Genomic DNA, 17,812 nt, shown 5'->3' with positions numbered 1-17,812 from the left:
AGCTCTCTGTGTCCTGTCTCGCCGGTTCCGTACGCCGAATGCGTACGGCCTGGCGAAAGTCTTCTGGTCGGTGCGCTGCCCGACCCAGGTGGCTCCCGAGTTCGAGGGCGGCGCTTATCGACGTCCGTCCCTGCGCGGGACCTTCCTTACGCCGTCGCCGTCGCGGCGGCAGTGGCGCCGGCCGGATGCGGCTCGGTCGCTGCTGCCTCGCGGTCGGGCGCGAGCGGGTCGGTCACCGTGCCGGTCTCTTCATCGAACAGCCCCTGCGCCAGCCTGGTCACCGCTGCGGGGACCGGCGGCGCCAGGTCGGCCACGGCGCGGAGACCGGACAGGACGTCGTCGGGTCGTACGGCAGGCGTCACGTGCCGAACAACCAGCCGCAGTATCGCACAGGGCCGGTCGCTCGGCCTATCAGGCTGCGACGACTGCGCTGCCGTGCTCTCCAGTTGCACGACCGCCGAGCGGGCGTCGAAGGTACGGACGCCGTTCTTGGTACGGCGCTGGACCTCGACGGTCCCGGCCGCGTTGAAGGCGTCCACCGCGCGGCGGGCGTCCTCGGGGCCGACACCGTCCAGCCGCAGCTCCCACACGGAGGCCGTGAGCCGGTCGGCGAGGCCCGAGGTGCGGGCCTCGACCGCCTCGACGATGTCGAGCCCGGCGGGCATCGACTCGTCGAGCAGGCCTCTCAGCCGCTCGGGGTCGCGCGGCTCGGTGAGCGCGATCTCCAGGTACTCCGCCTCGCTGCCCGTGCCGGTGGGTGCGGCATTGGCGTACGACACCTTCGGGTGCGGCGTGAACCCCGCCGAGTACGCCATGGGCACCTCGGCGCGGCGCAGCGCGCGCTCGAAGGCGCGCTGGAAGTCACGGTGGCTGGTGAACCGGAGGCGGCCGCGCTTGGTGTAGCGCAGTCGGATGCGCTGCACCGCGGGTGCGGGCGGCGGGCCTTCGGGCTGTCGCTTGCCCAGTGGATCTTCTCCTCGTTGAAAGGGGGCGCGGGGGGCGCCTCCCTTCTAGGGTACGGCCGTACGACGACGACCCTGCCGTCCCGGCCGGGGACCGGGGTCGTGGTCCTCTTCAGAGTACGCGCAAGCCCGGCCCCCGGTTCCCGGCGGCGGGACGAGGGGGCGCCTCACCAGCCGGCAGGACGGTCTCCGCCCTGGACCATCTCCCAGGGTGCACCCGGTGCGCCGTGGGCCTGCGCACCGAGGGCCTGCGCGCCCTGCGCCTGCGGGCCCGTCGGGGCGGGGGCGTAGCCTCCCGCGTACACCGCGGTCACGGGTGAGGTGGCCGGCGCGAGCGGCCCACCGGCGGCGGGGAACCCGGCGGCGGGCTCGGCCGGGCCCGTCGGTCCGGTGGACGTCCGGCGAGCGGGCGCCGGCGCCGCCCAGTCGTCCTCGCCCGAGATGAGCAGTGGGTCGAACATGACCACGGCCGTGGCGAACAGCAGGAAGACGAGCGGGCCGAGCAGCATCGGCAGGACGACCGACATCATGTGCGTGCCGCTGCCGTCGCCGTCTCCGTGGAGGTGGACGGTCATGGCCGACATGCCGGTGTAGTGCATGCCCGTGACCGCGACGCCCATGATCATGCTGGCGCCGACGCTCGGCAGGAAGCCGCGGACGGACACGGCGGCCCACAGCGCCGCGGTGGCGGCCACGACGGCGATGAGCACCGACAGGACGACCAGCAGCGGGTCGTACGCGAACGCGCCGCCCATCTCCATGCTCGCCATGCCGATGTAGTGCATGCCGGCGACGCCGAGCCCCGTGACGACGCCCGCGGTGAGCAGCGTCGTCGGGGCCACGCCGCGGTAGCCGACGATGAAGACGCCGATGCCGACGACGACGACGGCCACGGCGAGGCTGAGCAGCGTGAGCGGGACGTCGTACCGGATGGAGGTCTCGTCCACGGTGAAGCCGAGCATGGCGATGAAGTGCATCGTCCAGATACCGCAGCCGATGGAGGCCGCACCGAGGGCGAGCCAGCCCGGCTTCCACGAACGGTCGCTCGCGCGCAGGGACCTGGTCGTGCAGCGCAGGCCGAGGGCGCCGCCCAGACATGCGACCAGATAGGCCGCTACGGGTGTGACCAGGCCGTAGCTGAACCCGTCCACTGTGCCTTGCATGCTCGATTCGCCTCTCATATGCGGTTTGCGTGAAGCAGACATTTACCTGTAGCTGCCATGCAAAAACAAACCGCGGCGCATCAAAGGCGCAGGTCAGCCCTTGGTCAACATGTCCTGACCCTCACTCACATTCCGCGCCCCCCGCACCCGCACCCATTCCCGATCTCCTTTTGCGTGAGGCTCTTTGGGATCTCCGACGAGCGCCCGCCACAGATCGGCGCGGGTCTGACGGGCCGTCACGCGGACGGAAGCGAGCGCCTGTCGTGTGGCACGTCCCACACGACGGCCCGCTTCGGCGGCCGGGCGGAGCACGGCGTCACGCACCCCGTGCCCCACCGGTGTCAGCAGGCTCCGGTACACCCACCGCGCGGGCTCCACGAACGTCCACCGCAGAAGCGTCCCGAGGAACCGTCCCACGGCGAGCGAGACGTGCCCGGCGACCCGCCAGGCGTGCCCGAACGCGGCCCCCACCTCGCGCGCGACGACGCCGAGCACCCGCCCGACCGGCACCAGGACCCATCGCCAGACCCCGAGCGCGGGCAGCACCAGCAGCACACGGGTGATCCAGTACAGCCCCGTCCCGATTCCCGTGGCGGCCACCGTCACCACCCACAGCAGCCCCCGGCCGCACCACACGACCGCGTGCCCGACCGGCGTCAGGATCCACCGGTACACCCACGCCGACGGCACGACCACGAGATGCCGGCCCAGCCACGCCAGCCCCGCCCCCACCGCGGCCCCGGCGGCGGCGAGCACCTGCCCGACGGGCGTCAGCACACGCGCGTACACCCATGCGGCCGCGTGCCCCAGCGGAATCAGCACATGGCGGTGGAACGCCAGGGCGGGCAGGACGACCAGCACCTTCCCCAGCCACCCCAGGCCCCTGCCCAGCGGCACGAGGACATACCGCCACAGCCCCACGAACGGCCACACGAACACCGCCCGCCCCATCCAGAGCAGGGCACGCCCGACGGGCCGGAACACCGTGTCGTTCAGGAACCGCCCGGCCACGACCAGCGCGTCCCACACCATCCGCACGGGCACGACCAGCACGAGCACCACGATCCGCACGGGGATGCGGATCGCCACGACGAGACATCCCTCACCACGCGCGGGCGCCGGCGACTTCTCGAGATCCATACCCGCAAGGACGCCGGAGCGGCCCGCGCGGATGCGCACAGCGACCCCGAGATGTCCCTCATATGCTGAACGCCAGTCGAAAAACCGGAATTCCGAGGCTTATATAAAGCAATTGTCGGCACGGCCGTTCACTCATTCGCCGCGCATCCAAGTGAACCGGACGCCGTTAGTCGCTATATGAAGGCAAGCAGGTCAGGGCCGATCCAACTCCACGTCACAGAAACGCTGTTGACTGCCCCCGCCGGCCCGATGAATCAATCCTGACATGAACGATGAACGCTACGACCCTCTCTGGTACAGCGCGGACATCCCGGACCAGTACCCCGAGGCGGGCACCGGACGGCACCGGGCCGGAGCCGTCTACGCCGAGCCCGTGGAACCGGCCGTCCCACCCTGGGACCCCTCCATGGACCCCGCGGTCCCTCCCTGGGATCCGGCCATGGACCAGCCCGTCCCGCCCTGGGACCCGGCCGAGGAACTCGCCTACCTGCTCCAGGAGGCCCGCGGCGAGGAGTACGGCAGGACCGTACCGCCCCCGCGCGAAGAAGCCTCCGTCACCGCACCCCCCGCGGGCAGCCCCATGGGCAACCTCCAGGAGATCACGGCCGAACTGCCGCCCCTGCGCCCGACGGCCCCGCGCGGCCACCGCAAGCCCCCGCGCAAACGCCCCGACGCACTCCGCGTCGCCAGCTACGTCATCGCCGCCATGGCAGCGGTCACCGTGTCGATGGTGAGCGTCTTCAGCGGCGTGGTCACCTACGAACCCCTGCTCCTGGTCACCACCGCGCACAGCAGCGGCAGCTCCTCCGCCTGGTGGCCCATCCTGGTCTACGGCCCCTGGCTGGCGGGCTCCCTCTCCATCCTCCGCGCGGCACTCCACCAGCGACGCGCCCTGCACTCCTGGTTCGTCGTCCTGCTCTTCTCCTCCGTCGCGGTCCTCCTCTGCGTCGCCCAGGCCCCCCACACCATCACCGACACGGCCGCCGCGGCCCTCCCGGGCGTGGCCGCCCTGGCCTGCTTCCAGCAACTGGTCCGCCAGATCACCCTCACCCGCCCACCCCGCCGCACAGCCTCCCCCCGCCACCGCGTCCGCCCCTACGCCCGCGAACTCCCGTAACTCCCGGTTCTCACCCGGCAAAGAAGAACGGCCCCAGCCGGATGGCGGGGCCGTTCTTCTTCGTCGTACGGCACAAGCGGTGCACAGCGGGCCACGGCGGCCCGGAAACACTCCTACTTCTTGACCGTCAGGGGCAGCAACTTCTTGCCCGTAGGTCCGATTTGAATACTTGTGTCCATCTGAGGACACACCCCGCAGTCGAAGCACGGGGTCCAGCGGCAGTCCTCGACCTCCGTCTCGTCGAGGGCGTCCTGCCAGTCCTCCCAGAGCCAGTCCTTGTCGAGGCCGGAGTCGAGGTGGTCCCAGGGGAGGACCTCCTCGTAGGAGCGCTCGCGGGTGGTGTACCAGTCGACGTCGACGCCGAAGGGCGCCAGCGCCTTGTCCGCGCAGTTCATCCAGCGGTCGTAGGAGAAGTGCTCGCGCCAGCCGTCGAAGCGGCCGCCGTCCTCGTAGACCGCGCGGATGACCGCGCCGATGCGGCGGTCACCGCGGGAGAGCAGGCCCTCGACGATGCCGGGCTTGCCGTCGTGGTAGCGGAAGCCGATGGAGCGGCCGTACTTCTTGTCGCCGCGGATCTTGTCGCGGAGCTTGCCGAGGCGCTCGTCGGTCTGCTCGGCGGAGAGCTGCGGCGCCCACTGGAAGGGGGTGTGCGGCTTGGGGACGAAGCCGCCGATGGAGACCGTGCAGCGGATGTCGTTGGAGCCGGAGACCTCGCGGCCCTTGGCGATCACCCGGGTGGCCATGTCGGCGATCTGGAGGACGTCGTCGTCGGTCTCGGTGGGCAGGCCGCACATGAAGTACAGCTTGACCTGGCGCCAGCCGTTGCCGTAGGCCGTCGCGACGGTCCTGATCAGGTCGTCCTCGGAGACCATCTTGTTGATGACCTTGCGGATGCGCTCCGAGCCGCCCTCGGGGGCGAAGGTGAGGCCCGAGCGGCGGCCGTTGCGGGTCAGCTCGTTGGCCAGGTCGATGTTGAAGGCGTCGACGCGGGTGGAGGGGAGGGAGAGGCCGATCTTGTCCTCCTCGTAGCGGTCGGCCAGGCCCTTGGCGATGTCACCGATCTCCGAGTGGTCGGCGGACGACAGGGAGAGCAGGCCCACCTCCTCGAAGCCCGTGGCCTTCAGGCCCTTGTCGACCATCTCGCCGATACCGGTGATCGAGCGCTCGCGCACCGGGCGGGTGATCATGCCGGCCTGGCAGAAGCGGCAGCCGCGGGTGCAGCCGCGGAAGATCTCCACGGACATGCGCTCGTGGACCGTCTCGGCGAGCGGGACGAGGGGCTGCTTGGGGTAGGGCCACTCGTCGAGGTCCATGACCGTGTGCTTGGAGACACGCCACGGGACGCCCGACTTGTTCGGTACGACGCGGGCGATACGGCCGTCGGGGAGATACTCGACGTCGTAGAAGCCGGGGACGTAGACCCCGCCGGTCCGCGCCAGGCGGAAGAGGAGTTCCTCGCGGCCGCCGGGGCGGCCCTCCTCCTTCCAGGCCCGGATGATCCGCGTGACCTCGAGGACGGCCTGCTCGCCGTCGCCGATGACGGCGCAGTCGATGAAGTCGGCGATCGGCTCCGGGTTGAAGGCCGCGTGGCCGCCGGCCATGACGATCGGGTCGTCGAGGGTGCGGTCCTTGGCCTCCAGGGGGATGCCGGAGAGGTCCAGGGCGGTGAGCATGTTGGTGTAGCCGAGCTCGGTGGAGAAGCTCAGGCCGAACACGTCGAAGTTCTTCACCGGGCGGTGGCTGTCGACGGTGAACTGCGGGACGTGGTGCTCCCGCATCAGCGCCTCCAGGTCCGGCCAGACGCTGTAGGTGCGCTCGGCGAGGACGCCGTCCTGTTCGTTGAGGACCTCGTAGAGGATCATGACGCCCTGGTTGGGCAGTCCGACCTCGTACGCGTCCGGGTACATGAGCGCCCAGCGGACGTCGCAGCTGTCCCACGGCTTGACCGTGGAGTTGAGCTCTCCGCCGACGTACTGGATCGGCTTCTGCACATGCGGGAGGAGAGCTTCGAGCTGCGGGAACACAGACTCGGCGGCTTCGGCAGGCATCTCGCGAACCTCTGTGTGCTGAGTGGGGTGACCATTCAGCGTAACGCGGCCGGAGGGGTACTCCCTACGTTGTCCAGGGCCGAAGGTCCTCGGTGATCGACGCCCAGGCTTCGGGGAGGGCGGCCTCGGCGAGCTCCGCGCGGCGTTCCTCGCGGGCGTGGAGGACGCCGTAGGTGAAGGCGTTCTCCCCTGCCGCGTGGGCGACGGCGGCGAGTTCCCGCAGGGTCCGGCGGGCCATGACGCTGTCCTGGTGGTCCCCGAGCAGGCCCTGGAGCGACTTCATGGCCTTGACGAGTTCCTTCGCGGGTGTGCCGAGGGCGGGGGCGGCGGCCTCGGCGGCGTAGCGGGTGCGTTTGGTCTTCTTGCGGGCCTCGTGCAGGGCGACGTCGCGGTCGGTGCCGGGCGGGAGGGCGAGGGCGTGGGTGACGAGACCGGCGAGTTTGCCGAGGTCCTTGCGGACGGCCTTGGTGAGGGTCTTCTCCGGTGCGGCCTCGGCCTTCCTGCGCAGGGGCGGGTTGTCAAGCAGGGCGTCCAGGGTGTCGAGGAGGGTGAGGTAGCGGCGGGAGTCGAGGATGCCGGTGAGGTGGCCGTGGGCTCCCGCGTGGCGGGCCTCGGCCCAGGTGGTGAGGCGGTCGGCGACGGGGCCGGAGACGAGGGCGTGGGGCAGGTCGGCGAGGGCCGTGCCGAGGCGTTCGGCGAGGACTTCCTGGTCGCGGTCCAGGCCGAGCTCGCCGGCCAGCCACTTGAGGTCGGTGGCGGCGGGGTCGGTCGTCTCCCGGTCGAGGACGGTGCGGAAGGTGCGGAAGGTGCTGCGCAGGCGGCGGGTGGCGACGCGCATGCTGTGCAGGGAGTCGGGGAGGTCCTGGCGTACGGCGGGGTCGAGCTCGACGAGGGCGTCGCGCTGGGCGCGGACGTAGGCGAGGACGTGGTCGCCGGCGGTGACGGGTTCGCCGGCGGTCCGTGAGCGCCGCTTCTGCTTCGGGGCCGCTTCCGGTGCCGTGGCGGGGGTGGGTGCCGTCGCCGGGGTGGTGGCGTTGCCGGGTGCCGTGTCGGCCAGGGCCCTGGCCAGTTTGGAGGTCGACCCCGCGGGGCGTGCGCCGGCCTTGCGCAGGCGCTTTTCGACCCGGTCGAGGAAGGCGGGGTCGCCGTCGTCGGCCAGTTCGACCTCGATCTCGGTCCACCGGGCGGTGCCGCCGTCCGCGGTGAGGCGCTCGGCGTGCACGGTGTCGACGCTGACCTCGGCGAGCAGGTGTCCGCCGGTGTCGAGGAGGTGGCGTACGTCGCGGTCGGAGCGGAGCCGGACGACGGGCAGCAGGGGGTGGTCGCGGACGCGGGAGCGGACGAGGGCGGCGAGTTCGTCCGGGAGGGTGTCGGAGAGGGGGGCGCGGATCTCGTCGCGTACGCCGAGGGCGACGGGGAATTTCAGGTGCCAGCCGGCGTCGGAGCCGCCGGTGCGCCGGCGCAGGGTGACGGCGGACGCGGCGAGGCGTTGGCCGGCGGTGTCGTGGTAGGTGGCGTCGAGGTGGGTGACGCCCTGGTCGACGACGGATGCGACGCCGGGGACGCGGGTCAGGTCGGGCAGCTCGCCGGTGTCGGACTCGTATTTCCGCTCGATCTCGCGCTTGGTGTCCGCCATGGATCGAATCTAGTCGCCATGGGTGCGGAGCGGCAGTGGGCCGCTCCGCACCGGTGAGGCGTGGGCGAGGTGCCGGAGCGGCTACGCGGACATGGGCCGTTGCATCTTGATCGACTGCAGCAGGCCGACGGCCAGCCATACGGCGAACATGGAGGAGCCGCCGTAGGAGACGAAGGGCAGGGGCAGGCCGGTGACGGGCATGATGCCGAGGGTCATGCCGATGTTCTCGAAGGACTGGAAGCCGAACCAGGCGACGATTCCGGCGGCGACGATGGTGCCGTAGAGGTCGGTGGTGTCGCGGGCGATGCGGCAGGCGCGCCAGAGGATGATGCCGAGCAGGCCGATGATGAGTGCGCCGCCGACGAAGCCGAGTTCCTCACCGGCGACGGTGAAGACGAAGTCGGTCTGCTGCTCGGGGACGAACTGGCCGGTGGTCTGGGAGCCGTTGAAGAGGCCGGAGCCGGTGAGTCCGCCGGAGCCGATGGCGATGCGGGCCTGGTTGGTGTTGTAGCCGACGCCGGCGGGGTCGAGTTCGGGGTTGGCGAAGGCGGCGAAGCGGTTGATCTGGTACTCGTCGAGGATGCCGAGCTGCCAGACGGTGACGGCGCCGATCGCTCCGGCGCTCATCAGGCCGAAGATCCAGCGGTTGGAGGCGCCGGAGGCGAGCAGGACGCCGAGCACGATGACGACCATGACCATGACCGACCCGAGGTCGGGCATGAGCATCACGATCAGCATGGGGACGATGGCGAGCCCGAGGGCCTGGAGGACGGTGCGGTGGTCCGGGTAGGGCTTGTCCCCGGCGTCGACCCTGGCGGCGAGCAGCATCGCCATGCCGAGGATGATCGTGACCTTCACGAACTCGGACGGCTGGAGGGAGAAGCCGCCGGGGAGTTTGATCCAGGAGTGGGCGCCGTTGATCGTGGAGCCCAGTGGGGTGAGCACCAGCAGGATCAGGAAGACCGAGGCTCCGTACAGCAGCGGCACGGCGGTGCGCAGGGCGCGGTGGCCGAGCCAGATGGCGCCGATCATCAGGGCGAGTCCGATGCCGGTGTTCAGCCAGTGCCGGACGAGGAAGTAGTAGGGGTCGCCCTGGTTGAGTTCGGTGCGGTTGCGGGTGGCCGAGTAGACCAGGAGGGAGCCCAGCAGGGACAGGGCGATCGCCGAGAGCAGTATCGGCCAGTCCATGCGGCGGGCCAGGGAGTCGCGGGCGAAGACCCGGGTCCAGCCGGCCCGCTCGGGTCCGTATCCGGAGACCTGGAAGCTGTTGACGCCGCCGGTCATGACGCCGTCCTCCGTGTTCCGGTCCGGCGGGCGCGGCGGCGGGGTGGGCCGTCGCCGGGGTGTGGTCCGCCGCCGCCCCGCCGTCGTTCGCGGCGGCGGGTGTCGCGGTTGGTGTTCTCGGGTGAGGGGACCGTGCCGGCCTGCTGGGGGTCGGCGGGGTCGTCCTGCGGGGCGGTGGCCCTGGCGTCGGGCGAGGGGGTGGCCCGGTCCTTCGCGGGGTCCTTGGAGATCTTGGGGGACTGGATGGTGCCGTCGGTGCGGACCTTGGGGAGGGTCTTCTGCGGTGTCGCCAGCAGCGCCTTCCTGGTGTCGATCTCGCCGTCCTCGGAGACGCCGTAGAGGGCGTTGTAGATGTTGCGCACGGCGGGGCCCGAGGCGCCGGAGCCGGTACCACCCTGGGAGATCGTCATGACGATCGAGTAGTCCTTGGTGTACGTGGCGAACCAGGAGGTGGTCTGCTTGCCGTGGACCTCCGCGGTACCGGTCTTGGCGTGCATCGGGATCTCGTCCTGTGGCCAGCCCCCGAATCGCCACGCGGCCGTACCGCGGGTGGCGACTCCTTCGAGGGCTTCGTCTATCTGGTCGAGGGTCTTCTTCGTCATCGGCAGCTCGCCGTACGACTCGGGCTCGATCTCCTTGACCGTCTTGCCGTCGGGGCTGATGACGGCCTTGCCGACGGTGGGCTGGTAGAGGGTGCCGCCGTTGGAGAGGGCCGCGTAGATGGTGGCCATCTGGATGGGGGTGACGAGGGTGTCGCCCTGGCCGATGGAGTAGTTGACGGAGTCACCCGCGCGCAGCCGGTTGCCTTCGAGGCAGTTCTCGTAGGCGATCTTCTCGGCGTAGCTGCCGTCCTTCTTCCCGTACTTGCACCAGGCGTCCTTGTTGGCCTGCCAGTAGTCCTTCTTCCACTGGCGGTCGGGGACGCGGCCGGTGACCTCGTTGGGCAGGTCGATGCCGGTTTCCTCGCCGAGGCCGAACTGGTGGGCGGTCTTGTAGAACCAGTCGTTGGTCTTCTTCTTGGGCTTGTTGCCGCCGTCGCGCTTCCACTCCTCGTGGGAGAGCCGGTAGAAGACGGTGTCGCAGGAGACCTCCAGGGCGCGGCCGAGGCTGATGCCGCCGAAGCTCTGGGACTCGAAGTTCTTGAAGACCTGGCCGCCGATGGAGTACGAGCTGGAGCACTCGTAGGGGCCTTCGAAGGAGTAGCCGGCGTTGATCGCGGCGGCCGTCGGGATGACCTTGAAGATGGAGCCGGGTGCGGACTGGCCCTGGATGGCGCGGTTGAGGAGCGGGTAGTTGGAGTCCTTGCCGGTGAGGGCGGCGTAGTCCTTGGCGGAGATGCCGCCGACCCAGGCGTTGGGGTCGTAGGTGGGGTTGGAGGCCATCGCGACGACGCGGCCGGTCTTGGCCTCCATGACGACGACGGCGCCGGAGTCGGCCTCGTAGTTGCGGTTGGTGTTGCGGTCGTGCTGTTTGCGGGCTTCCTTCATCGCCTCGTTGAGCTCGTACTCGGCGATGCGCTGGACGCGGGAGTCGATGCTGGTGACGAGGTTGGCGCCGGGCTGGGCGGGGTCGGACTCGGCCTGGCCGAGGACGCGGCCGAGCTTGTCGACCTCGTAGCGGGTGACGCCGGCCTTGCCGCGCAGCTGCTTGTCGTACTGGCGTTCCAGTCCGGAGCGGCCGACCATGTCGGAGCGCAGGTAGGGGGAGCTGGTGTCCTGCGCCTTCTGGATCTCCTCGTCGGTGACGGGCGAGAGGTAGCCGAGGACCTGGGCGGTGTTGGCCTTGCCGGGGCTGGTGTAGCGGCGCAGGGCCTGCGGTTCGGCGGTGATGCCGGGGAAGTCCTCGGCGCGTTCGCGGATCTGCAGGGCCTGTTTGGGGGTGGCCTCGTCGGTGATGGGGATGGGCTGGTACGGCGAGCCGTTCCAGCAGGGCTGGGGGGTCTCGGCGTTGCACAGCCGGACCTTCTGCTCGACTTCCTCGGGCTTCATGCCGAGGACGGCGGCGAGTTTGGTGAGGACCGCCTTGCCGTCGTCCTTCATCTTCATCAGGTCGGTGCGGGAGGCGGAGACGACCAGCCGGGTCTCGTTGTCCGCGAGGGCCACTCCGCGGGCGTCCAGGATGGAGCCGCGGACCGCGGGCTGGACGACCTGCTGGACGTGGTTGCCGGAGGCTTCCTTGGCGTACTGGTCGCCCTCGCGGATCTGGAGGTACCACAGGCGCCCGCCGAGGGTGCCGAGGAGGGAGATGACGAGGACCTGGATGACGACGAGCCGGATCTGGACCCGCGGGCTGCGGCCGGTCTCGGGGATGTTGGTCACGCGGTTTCCTCCTCTCTCAGAGCGTGTGGGCGTGTGTGCGTACGAGTGATGAACGGCCGGTCGGCCGGCCGGCGTTCCCCCGTCGTTCACTCGTCGGGGTGAAGTTTCGGGAGGTCACAGGCGCTTGACCCCCTTGATGCGTCCGGCGCGGGCGGCCCGGGCCCGGGCCGCCTTGACCTTCAGTCCGCCGCGCTGGCCGCCGATGCGCAGTCCGGTGCCGCCGGAGAGCCAGCCGGAGGAGATGTCGCCGGAGCCCGCGGAAGCGGTCTCGGCGAGCGGATCGTTCTCGGCGCGCCGGGCCAGGGCCATGACGCCGGGGACGACGAACGGCGCGAGCAGCAGGTCGTACAGGGCGGCGGTGAACAGCAGCCCGCTGAGGCCGACGTGGCGGGCGGCGGTGTCGCCGACGAGGGCGCCGACGCCGGCGTAGAGCAGGGTGGAGCCGACCGCGGCGGCGACCACCACGACCATGGGGCCGGTGGCCGACTTCACCTTGCCGCTCTCGGGTTTGACGAGTCCGGCGAGGTAGCCGATGACGCACAGCACCAGGGCGTAGCGGCCGGCGGCGTGGTCGGCGGGCGGGGCGAGGTCGGCGAGGAGGCCGGCGCCGAAGCCGACGAGGGCGCCGCCGACGTGGCCGTAGACCAGGGCGAGGCCGAGGACGGTGAGCAGCAGCAGGTCGGGGACGGCGCCCGGGAGGTGGAGGCGGGCGAGGACGCTCACCTGGATCACCAGGGCGACGACGATCAGCGAACTGGAGAGCAGGATCCGGTTGACGCGCATGGGGTGACAGCTCCTACTGCTCTTGCTGGTTCAGGCCGTCGGCAGGGGCGGAGGGGGTGACGGTCACCGTCACGGTCGGCGTGGGGGTGGGCTCGGGCTTCTTGGGCAGCACCGTGTCGCGCGGGTCCTTCTCGGGGGCCTGGACGACGACGCCCACCACGTCGAGCTTGCTGAAACTGACGTACGGCGTGACGTAGAGGGTGCGGGTGAGGTCGCCGCCGGAGGGGTCGACGCGGGAGACGACGCCGACGGGGACGCCGGGCACGAACGGCTTGTCGGCCTGGGAGCCGAAGGTGACCAGGCGGTCGCCCTTCTTGATCTCGGCCTTGCCGTTGAGCAGTTCGACGCGCAGCGGGCGGTCGCCCTGGCCGGAGGCGAAGCCCAGTTCGTCGGTGCTCTCCATGCGGGTGCCGACGGTGAAGTCGGGGTCGCTGGCGAGCAGCACGGTGGCGGTGTTCGGGCCGACGGTGGTGACGCGGCCGACGAGTCCGTCGCCGTTGAGGACGGTCATGTCGCGCTCGATGCCGTCGTTGGCTCCGGCGTCGATGGTGATCGTCCAGGAGAAGCCCTGGGCCGCTCCTATGGCGATGACCTGGGCGCCCTTGATGCCGTACCGGCCCTTGCCGGAGACGCTCAGCAGCTTGTCGAGCTGGGCGAGGCGGCTGCGGTCGCGGTCGTCGCTGCCGAGTTCGGCCTTGAGGGCCGCGTTCTCCTGTTCGAGTTCGGCGAGCCGGTCGTGCCGGTCGCCGGATTCGCGGACGGCGGTGACCGCGTTGCCGATCGGGTCGACCGCGCTGGACACGCCGTTCTCGATCGGGCCGAAGACGGTCGCCGCGGCCTGCCGGGCACCGTCGACCGGTGAATCCTCCCCGCCGCGGATGTCCACCGTGATCAGCGCGAACGCGATGGCGATCAGCAGCACCAGGAGCAGCCGGCTCTCTTTCGTGTCCCTCACGTGCGGCGGCCGTGCCTTCCTCGTCGAGAACGGGTATGCGGAGTCGTCTTGTTCAGATGTCTGACGGTATGTTCGACGGTTTTCGAGCCGGTTCGGGCGGGCTCACGCCTCTATACCAGCGATCCGCCGCACGAGAGGGGAACGTCCCGTACGGCGGAATCGAAGGGCTGGGTCATCTGCGGGGCTGGGCGTCCAGCACCTGCTGGAGCGCCTCGAACTCCTCGACGCACTTGCCGGAGCCGAGCGCCACGCTGTCCAGCGGGTCCTCGGCGATGTGGATCGGCATGCCGGTCTCCCGGCGCAGCCGCTCGTCGAGGCCGCGCAGCAGGGCGCCGCCGCCGGTCAGGACGATGCCCCGGTCCATGATGTCGCCGGACAGCTCCGGCGGGCACTTGTCCAGGGTCGTCTTGACCGCGTCCACGATGGCGTTGACGGGCTCCTCGATCGCCTTGCGCACTTCGGCCGCGGAGATGACGACGGTCTTCGGCAGTCCGGAGACCAGGTCCCGGCCGCGGATCTCGGTGTGCTCGTCGGTGTCGAGGTCGTACGCCGAGCCGATCGTGATCTTGATCTGTTCGGCCGAGCGCTCACCCAGCAGGAGGGAGTACTCCTTCTTGATGTGCTGGATGATCGCGTTGTCCAGTTCGTCGCCCGCGACGCGGATGGACTGTGCGGTGACGATGCCGCCGAGGGAGATGACCGCGACCTCCGTGGTGCCGCCGCCGATGTCCACCACCATGTTGCCGGTGGCCTCGTGGACCGGCAGCCCGGAGCCGATGGCGGCGGCCATGGGCTCCTCGATGATGTGCACCTGGCGGGCGCCGGCCTGCGACGACGCCTCGATGACGGCACGGCGCTCGACGCCGGTGATGCCCGAGGGCACACAGACGACGACCCGCGGACGAGCCAGATAGCGCCGCTTGTGGATCTTCAGGATGAAGTAGCGGAGCATCCGCTCGGTGATCTCGAAGTCGGCGATGACGCCGTCCTTCAGCGGACGCACGGCAACGATGTTGCCGGGCGTGCGCCCGATCATCTTCTTCGCTTCGGCACCGACCGCGAGGATGCCGCCGGTGTTGGTGTTGATCGCGACCACGGACGGCTCGTTGAGTACGATCCCGCGACCCCTGACGTACACCAGCGTGTTGGCGGTCCCGAGGTCGACAGCCATGTCACGGCCGATGAACGACATTGAGTTCCCCATCAGGATTCGTCTGGCCTTCCCACGAGCTTTTGAGGGCTTTTCAGGTCGGCGAGGTGGGTGCGGTGACGTGAAGGCTTCCATGGTAGACGCGCCTTCGCGAACACTGTGCGAGGGTCTTCGCCATTGTCATCAGATGGCGGGTCGCCCTGCTTGTGGAGACGGGCCATCGGGGGCATCCGTTCCCCCGAACGCCGCGCATATGCCAAAAATGGTCCGGGGGCAAAGCCCCCAGACCATTCGACAGGCGGCAAACGCGCTGTATACGGCCGCTACGTGATCGTTATGCGGAGGCTACGCCCGGCCCGGGAAGAAGATCTTCACCTCGCGCTCGGCGGACTCCTCGGAGTCGGAGGCGTGGATCAGGTTCTCCCGGACGATCACACCGAAGTCGCCCCGGATCGAACCCGGCTCGGCGGCGATCGGGTCCGTGGGACCCGCCAGCCTGCGCACGCCCTCGATGACCCGCTCACCCTCGACGATCATGGCCACGGCCGGGCCGGAGGCCATGAACTCCATCAGGGGCTCGTAGAACGGCTTGCCCTTGTGCTCGCCGTAGTGCTGCTCCAGGGTGTCCTGGTCCAGGGAGCGCAGCTCCAGCGCGGTGATCTGCCAGCCGGCCTTGCGCTCGATGCGGCTGATGATCTCGCCGGTCAGGCCACGACGGACGGCGTCGGGCTTGAGGAGGACGAGGGTGCGCTGGGTCACGGCGGAACTCCTTGTGCGTGAAGTGGTGCGGGGACACGACATTACCGGGCGTGTCGGATCATCTGTCACGCAGCGTCAGGCTGCTCCCCCTGCGCGGCGAAACGCGCCTTCGCTTCGTCCACCTTTCGCCCGAAGTGCACCGACGCCCACCACAGCAGCGCGAAGACCGCGCCCATGAAGAACATCATCGGGACGAACACACCGGAGGCGATCAGGGCGATCTGCAGCGCCCAGCCGAGCGCCACCCCGCCGGGCCGGGTGATCACCCCGCACAGGGCCACGCACAGGAACATCGCGATGCCGCAGACCGTCCACACCGTGCCGGTGGACAGGTCCGGGTCCTTCATCGCGACCAGCCCGGCGAAACCGATGATGAAGACCTCGCCGATCAGCGTCGAAGCGCAGAGCGTACGCACGGGAACTCAGCCCCTCCCCAGGAGCAGTCGGGCCTCGCCGACGGTGATGACGGAACCGGTGACGAGCACACCGCCGCCCGCGAACTCGCCCTCCTCCTCGGCCAGCGTGATCGCGGCCTCCAGCGCGTCCGGCAGCCGCGGCTCGACCTGGACGCGGTCCTCGCCGAACACCTCGACGGCGACCGCGGCCAACTCGTCGGCGTCCATCGCGCGGTGGCTGGAGTTGCGGGTGACGACGACCTCGGCGAAGACCGGCTCGAACGCCTCCAGCAAGCCGCGCACGTTCTTGTCGCCGCTCGCGCCCACCACGCCGATGAGCCGGCTGAACTGGAACGCCTCCCCGATCGCCTCGGCCGCCGCACGCGCGCCCGCCGGGTTGTGCGCGGCGTCCAGGACGACGGTCGGCGACCGCCGTACGACTTCGAGCCGGCCCGGGGAGGCGACGGCGGCGAACGCCTTGCGCACCGTGTCGATGTCGAGCGGATCGGGGCGCTCGGCGCCCACACCGAAGAACGCCTCCACGGCGGCGAGCGCCACGGCCGCGTTGTGCGCCTGGTGCGCGCCGTGCAGCGGGAGGTACACCTCGGGGTACTCGCCGCCCAGCCCGCGCAGCGTCACCAGCTGGCCGCCGACGGCGACCTGCCGGGCGACGACCCCGTACTCCAGGCCCTCCCTGGCCACCGTGGCGTCCACCTCGACGGCCTTCTTCAGCAGCACCTGAGCGGCGTCCACCGGCTGCTGCGCCATGATCACCGTGGCGCCGCGCTTGACGATGCCGGCCTTCTCGGTGGCGATCTCCGCGGTCGTGGTGCCGAGCCGGTCGGTGTGGTCGAGGTCGATGGGCGTCACCACGGCGACGCTCCCGTCGATCACGTTCGTCGCGTCCCAGCTGCCGCCCATGCCGACCTCGACGACCGCCACGTCCACGGGCGCGTCGGCGAAGGCCGCGTACGCCATGCCGGTGAGCACCTCGAAGAAGGACAGCCGGTACTCCTGCCGGGAGTCGACCATCTCGACGTACGGCTTGATGTCCTGGTACGTCTCGATGAACCGCTCGGCGGTGACCGGGGCCCCGTCGAGGCTGATCCGCTCGGTGATCGACTGGACGTGCGGGGAGGTGTAGCGGCCGGTGCGCAGCTCGAAGGCGCCGAGCAGGGCCTCGATCATGCGGGCGGTGGAGGTCTTGCCGTTGGTGCCGGTGATGTGGATCGAGGGGTACGAGCGCTGGGGCTCGCCCAGGACGTCCATCAGCGCGGCGATACGGCTGACCGAGGGCTCGAGCTTGGTCTCGCCCCAGCGGGTGGCGAGCTCCGCCTCGACCTCGCGCAGCGCCTTGTCGACCTCGGGGTCCTCGGGGCGGGTGGGGACGTCCGCCTGGGGGCTGCCGCCCTGGGTGCGCAGGGTGCGGCTGCCGGCCTCGATCACCGCGAGGTCGGGGTCGCGGTCGGTCTCGGCGGCGATGATCTCCTCAAAGGAGCCGCTGTCATTCGGGGGGAGCTCACTCACGGGGCCCAGTCTACGTACCGGCGGCACCGGTCCGGACGGGCCGCTGCCGCAGGCCTGCGGCGCGGCCTCACCCCACCACTGGCCTGCGGCCGGCCGCCACTGCCCTGCGAGCACCTCCGCCGGCCTGCGGTCGGTCCCCGCCCTCTGCGGGCATCTGTGCCGCTGGGGCGGCACGGGTGGGCGCAGGCGGCGCCTCGTGAGCGCCGAGCGGCGCGGCCCACCCCCGGCCGGCCGAAGGCCCCGGAACTGAACAGCTCCGGGGCCTTCGGTGGGGCGTTTCACTTACCCGCGCCAGCGGGGTGCCGCTGCGCCCACCCGTGCCGCCCCAGCGGCACGACTGCCCGCAGCGGCGGGGTGAGCGGGCGACCCAAGCAGCACAACCGCCCGCGCGGCGGGGCGGGCGCAGGCCCCAGCGGCACGGCTGCCCGCAGCGCGGGGCGGGCGCCAGCCCCCAGCAGCACAACCGCCCGCAGCGCGGGGCGGGCGCCAGCCCCCAGCAGCACAACCACCCACAGCGGCGGGGCGGGCGCCAGCCCCCAGCAGCACAACCACCCACAGCGGCGGGGCGGGCGCCG

Annotated in this window: 14 protein-coding genes; 1 reads left to right on the top strand and 13 read right to left on the bottom strand. The window is 70.7% G+C overall.

Translation table 11 applies throughout. The annotated features are described in order from the left end of the window. Positions 1 to 146: 146 nt before the first annotated feature. The 3 genes from ACZ434_RS02060 to ACZ434_RS02050 all read right to left on the bottom strand — a co-directional run bounded on the left by ACZ434_RS02060 (position 147) and on the right by ACZ434_RS02050 (position 3,265). Complete coding sequence (locus ACZ434_RS02060) at positions 147 to 923, bottom strand: TIGR03936 family radical SAM-associated protein (RefSeq protein ID WP_468450787.1); 777 nt, start codon at positions 921 to 923, stop codon at positions 147 to 149. A 206-nt stretch (positions 924 to 1,129) separates the two neighbouring features. Beyond that, positions 1,130 to 2,125 (bottom strand): MHYT domain-containing protein, encoded by a 996-nt coding sequence (locus tag ACZ434_RS02055; RefSeq protein ID WP_468450785.1) that lies wholly within the window; start codon positions 2,123 to 2,125, stop codon positions 1,130 to 1,132. 93 nt (positions 2,126 to 2,218) lie between these two features. Beyond that, complete coding sequence (locus ACZ434_RS02050; RefSeq protein ID WP_468450783.1) at positions 2,219 to 3,265, bottom strand: hypothetical protein; 1,047 nt, start codon at positions 3,263 to 3,265, stop codon at positions 2,219 to 2,221. A gap of 265 nt (positions 3,266 to 3,530) precedes the next feature. Between ACZ434_RS02050 and ACZ434_RS02045 the strand changes: the two genes are divergently transcribed. Then, entirely contained in the window at positions 3,531 to 4,382 is an 852-nt protein-coding gene (locus ACZ434_RS02045; RefSeq protein ID WP_468450781.1) for a DUF2637 domain-containing protein, read from the top strand. 113 nt (positions 4,383 to 4,495) lie between these two features. On the opposite strand, the gene ACZ434_RS02040 is transcribed toward ACZ434_RS02045, so the two are convergent. From ACZ434_RS02040 to folC, 10 genes are all read right to left on the bottom strand, one after another. Further along, on the bottom strand, positions 4,496 to 6,430 hold the full coding sequence (locus tag ACZ434_RS02040; protein WP_468450779.1) for a TIGR03960 family B12-binding radical SAM protein: 1,935 nt from the start codon (positions 6,428 to 6,430) through the stop codon (positions 4,496 to 4,498). Between the two features lie 64 nt (positions 6,431 to 6,494). After that, complete coding sequence (locus ACZ434_RS02035; protein WP_468450777.1) at positions 6,495 to 8,066, bottom strand: CYTH and CHAD domain-containing protein; 1,572 nt, start codon at positions 8,064 to 8,066, stop codon at positions 6,495 to 6,497. A gap of 81 nt (positions 8,067 to 8,147) precedes the next feature. Next, positions 8,148 to 9,350, bottom strand: a complete 1,203-nt coding sequence (gene rodA / locus ACZ434_RS02030; RefSeq protein ID WP_468450775.1) for a rod shape-determining protein RodA — start codon at positions 9,348 to 9,350, stop codon at positions 8,148 to 8,150. After that, entirely contained in the window at positions 9,347 to 11,668 is a 2,322-nt protein-coding gene (gene mrdA, locus ACZ434_RS02025; protein ID WP_468450773.1) for a penicillin-binding protein 2, read from the bottom strand. The genes rodA and mrdA overlap by 4 nt, the downstream gene beginning before the upstream one ends. Positions 11,669 to 11,782: 114 nt before the next feature. Then, entirely contained in the window at positions 11,783 to 12,451 is a 669-nt protein-coding gene (gene mreD / locus ACZ434_RS02020) for a rod shape-determining protein MreD (protein ID WP_468450771.1), read from the bottom strand. Positions 12,452 to 12,464: 13 nt separating this feature from the next. Continuing rightward, complete coding sequence (gene mreC, locus ACZ434_RS02015; protein ID WP_468450770.1) at positions 12,465 to 13,406, bottom strand: rod shape-determining protein MreC; 942 nt, start codon at positions 13,404 to 13,406, stop codon at positions 12,465 to 12,467. Between the two features lie 172 nt (positions 13,407 to 13,578). Next, positions 13,579 to 14,598 carry a rod shape-determining protein gene (locus ACZ434_RS02010; RefSeq protein WP_024887540.1) on the bottom strand — a complete coding sequence of 340 codons (1,020 nt, stop codon included), beginning with the start codon at positions 14,596 to 14,598 and terminating at the stop codon, positions 13,579 to 13,581. Between the two features lie 303 nt (positions 14,599 to 14,901). Then, complete coding sequence (gene ndk / locus ACZ434_RS02005; protein ID WP_468450767.1) at positions 14,902 to 15,315, bottom strand: nucleoside-diphosphate kinase; 414 nt, start codon at positions 15,313 to 15,315, stop codon at positions 14,902 to 14,904. 65 nt (positions 15,316 to 15,380) lie between these two features. Beyond that, positions 15,381 to 15,731 carry a DUF4233 domain-containing protein gene (locus ACZ434_RS02000; protein WP_468450765.1) on the bottom strand — a complete coding sequence of 117 codons (351 nt, stop codon included), beginning with the start codon at positions 15,729 to 15,731 and terminating at the stop codon, positions 15,381 to 15,383. A 6-nt stretch (positions 15,732 to 15,737) separates the two neighbouring features. Continuing rightward, positions 15,738 to 17,237 carry a bifunctional tetrahydrofolate synthase/dihydrofolate synthase gene (gene folC, locus ACZ434_RS01995; protein WP_468450763.1) on the bottom strand — a complete coding sequence of 500 codons (1,500 nt, stop codon included), beginning with the start codon at positions 17,235 to 17,237 and terminating at the stop codon, positions 15,738 to 15,740. Positions 17,238 to 17,812: the final 575 nt, after the last annotated feature.

This window comes from Streptomyces sp. NPDC030893 (assembly GCF_055571535.1).
The sequence above is the reverse complement of the archived record's forward strand: the minus strand, read 5'-3'. Positions and strand labels throughout refer to the sequence as shown.